Source organism: Piscirickettsia salmonis LF-89 = ATCC VR-1361, assembly GCF_000297215.2.
Taxonomy (GTDB): domain Bacteria; phylum Pseudomonadota; class Gammaproteobacteria; order Piscirickettsiales; family Piscirickettsiaceae; genus Piscirickettsia; species Piscirickettsia salmonis.
In genome coordinates this window covers 95,647-98,396 of sequence record NZ_AMFF02000021.1, presented here as the reverse complement: position 1 = coordinate 98,396, position 2,750 = coordinate 95,647, and the positions used below count along the sequence as shown (strand labels likewise).

Sequence of the window (2,750 nt, the reverse complement as noted above, 5' to 3'; positions counted from 1 at the left end):
ACACAAATGGTTTGATAAGGCGTTTTCTACCTAAAGGGACAGATTTTAATGAAATTAGTGACAAAGAAATAGCAAAAATAGAGCATACATTGAACACCAGAAGAAGAGCGAGTTTGAATTATTGCTCACCTAATCATGTTTTTTTAGAGTATTTGATGGCGGCTTAGTATAGAGTAGTGTTGCACTTCAGATGACGGAGGGCGATATACCCTACCAATCTATCAAGATCGACCAACAGAACTCATCACCAGAAAAAACAATAAAAAAATCACAACATCTATTTCATTAAAGCAACTATTTAACAAGAAAGATGTAACATTACTTGTTAAAAATGGCTACTCTTACGGCTCACAAATCGACCAGGCTATTCACCAATTTAAACCAAAGTACATTCAAACGACCCATGAAAATAGCCGTATGATAAAAATGTTATCAAAACATATTGCTGATTATATGTTTATTGCTCCAGAAGAAGCAGCAATAGCGATAACAAGTGCAGGACTCTTACCAAAGAATTTCAAGCTAATAAAAATAATAGACATTTTGCCAGGAAATAAACGCCATATCATTTGCTCACAGAAGGTCCCTCTTCCTCTTATAACAAAACTTAATCAAGCAATTAAAAGCAACATACCTTAAAAACCTATAACTTTATTAGCAACTAGAGTGTAGTATGTCTTACAAGGGTATAAGTCTCTACTGACCCACTACTCGATGGTGTCTCTCCCTCACTGTGCTGCTGCTGAAAAAGACAGAGAGATTTCCCGTCCACAGGACTTTTATTCTGAACATCACCACCACTACCATCACCTGAGGAAAATCCACTTGCTGCGGCTGCTGATGCTTCTTCAAGACGTCCCTCCTCTTTAACACATATTTTCAAAGTATCAATTTCATAATATTGACCTGCAACTCGATTTTGCAGACTTAGAATTTGTAGATTTTTTTTTGCTACTTTCTTCTGTAAATCAGCACCAGTTTCTTTACTCTTTTCAAGTGCTGCTTTTAAAGCAGCAATTTCAGCATCTTTACTCTCAAGCTGAGTTTTTAAATCAGAAATTTCACTACTTTTATCCTTAAACCCTAGATAACACGCACTATCAAATTTTTGCTCAAAACACTCATCCTCATCGAGCATGACTCTAACATGACCTTTTGTATTAAGACCCGTATCTTTTAAATATTGATAATTTTTTAAAAATACACAAGGATCAGCAAATACCTTTTTAACATACTCTTTTTGATCAAGACCAATCTCTTTTAAAAATTGATAGCTTTCTCGAAACGGCTTAGGGTCAGCAAATATTTTTTCAACAACATCTTGACTTAACTTGAGTTTATCAATCACCATCCATAAATATTGGCTAGAAAACTCCTTTAATGTGTCATCAAATATTTTCACTATCTCTTTTAAACTCTTTTCTATAGCTTCAAATATGAGCTCAGCCTCTCCCTTTGTATGGACATCTTTCTTTACTTCCCCCTCTCCTTGAGCCAACACCTGTACATCTCTACTTCCTTTCTTCTTTCCCTTTCCAGCTTGCTTTGCTGCCCAATCCGTCTTTAAATCTTTCTTTTCAAACACCGTTAAGCGAAGCTGCTCTAAAATTATCATTTTAGCTTGAGTAATTTGTAATTCAGGGCAACTCACTTTTACTGAATCATAGTAATAATCCATGTAAAGTTTAGCTAATGGGGTGTTCGCTAGGTTTGTAAGATTAATCAAACCACTTTCTACATGATCGAAACACTCTTTATGTTTCAAAGCTAAAGCTTCGTCAAATGCCGCACCTGTTAAACTTCTATTAATTACAACTTTAATTTCATCAACTTTATCTTTTAAATAAGTAAAAATTGGGCCATTAACATCAATAAATCCAGGCATTACTAACTCCAAAATAACGATCAAGATCAATAATAATCTATATAGTAAATTTTACTGTTCAGTCTATTATTTTTCTTTACTATACTCACATTTAGTTTAAAAATATAAATTTCTCAATCAGTTAGGCGTATAACAGCCATCAAAAACACAACTATAAGACTATATAGAAATCATAAGAAAAACAATTCACAAATTTAATGTTTTTTTTCACACCATCAAATCAATACAAAACTATTCTTTGGTTTAATTCATAATCCAATAGATTACCAATTAAGCTAATTAGTTATTTTATTAAGTTTGAAGAATACATCTTAATAATAACCAATTAAAAAATATTAAATTTTAATGTCCTAAAACCAATCCTTTGATTTATAAAGTACATTTAAAACCATTTAATTATTAATAAAAAATCGCATTACGCATTAATTAATGTTATACAATAAGAACAGCAGGCTCATTCTAAGCAAACCCGCCATACTCACTAACCACCTTGATTAAAGTGAAGTTACCATTTGTAACTCTTCTCTTTCTTCTCTAGTGCCATTGCTATTATCCTTATTACCAGCAACATCATTACTCGCACCTTGACCTTTAACTGCCATAAATAAACAAGGGGAACAACCAGAGACAGGAGTACCAAGCTCAACCTCAGGAATATCAAGCTCAACATAAGGCACTTCAGTTAAGCAAGCAACTTTGGCCAAGCAACCTGATTTCTGCTCAGACTCAGGCCCATCCCCCATCTGCTCAACAACTACACGTTCTATAGCGCTCGATCAACAGTTTCTGACATACTATCAGTAGGTTAAAAAATACAATAAGGAAAAACGATGCCTTCTCCTTACAGTTATGACTTAAGAATTCG

Annotated in this window: 3 protein-coding genes and 1 pseudogene; 2 read left to right on the top strand and 2 right to left on the bottom strand. The window is 33.7% G+C overall.

All coding sequences use genetic code 11. The features are described from left to right. Both C200_RS16845 and C200_RS03390 read left to right on the top strand, forming a co-directional pair. Positions 1–167: pseudogene (locus C200_RS16845) on the top strand (IS30 family transposase); the annotation flags it as partial. Between the two features lie 250 nt (positions 168–417). Next, positions 418–639, top strand: coding sequence for a hypothetical protein (locus C200_RS03390; RefSeq protein ID WP_032126299.1), 222 nt, complete (start codon positions 418–420; stop codon positions 637–639). Between the two features lie 22 nt (positions 640–661). Here the strand turns inward: C200_RS03390 and C200_RS03385 are convergent, their stop codons facing one another. Together C200_RS03385 and C200_RS03380 are read right to left on the bottom strand one after the other, a co-directional pair. Continuing rightward, on the bottom strand, positions 662–1,885 hold the full coding sequence (locus tag C200_RS03385) for a hypothetical protein (protein ID WP_016212027.1): 1,224 nt from the start codon (positions 1,883–1,885) through the stop codon (positions 662–664). Between the two features lie 494 nt (positions 1,886–2,379). Then, positions 2,380–2,628 (bottom strand): hypothetical protein, encoded by a 249-nt coding sequence (locus tag C200_RS03380; RefSeq protein ID WP_016212028.1) that lies wholly within the window; start codon positions 2,626–2,628, stop codon positions 2,380–2,382. Positions 2,629–2,750 lie beyond the last annotated feature (122 nt).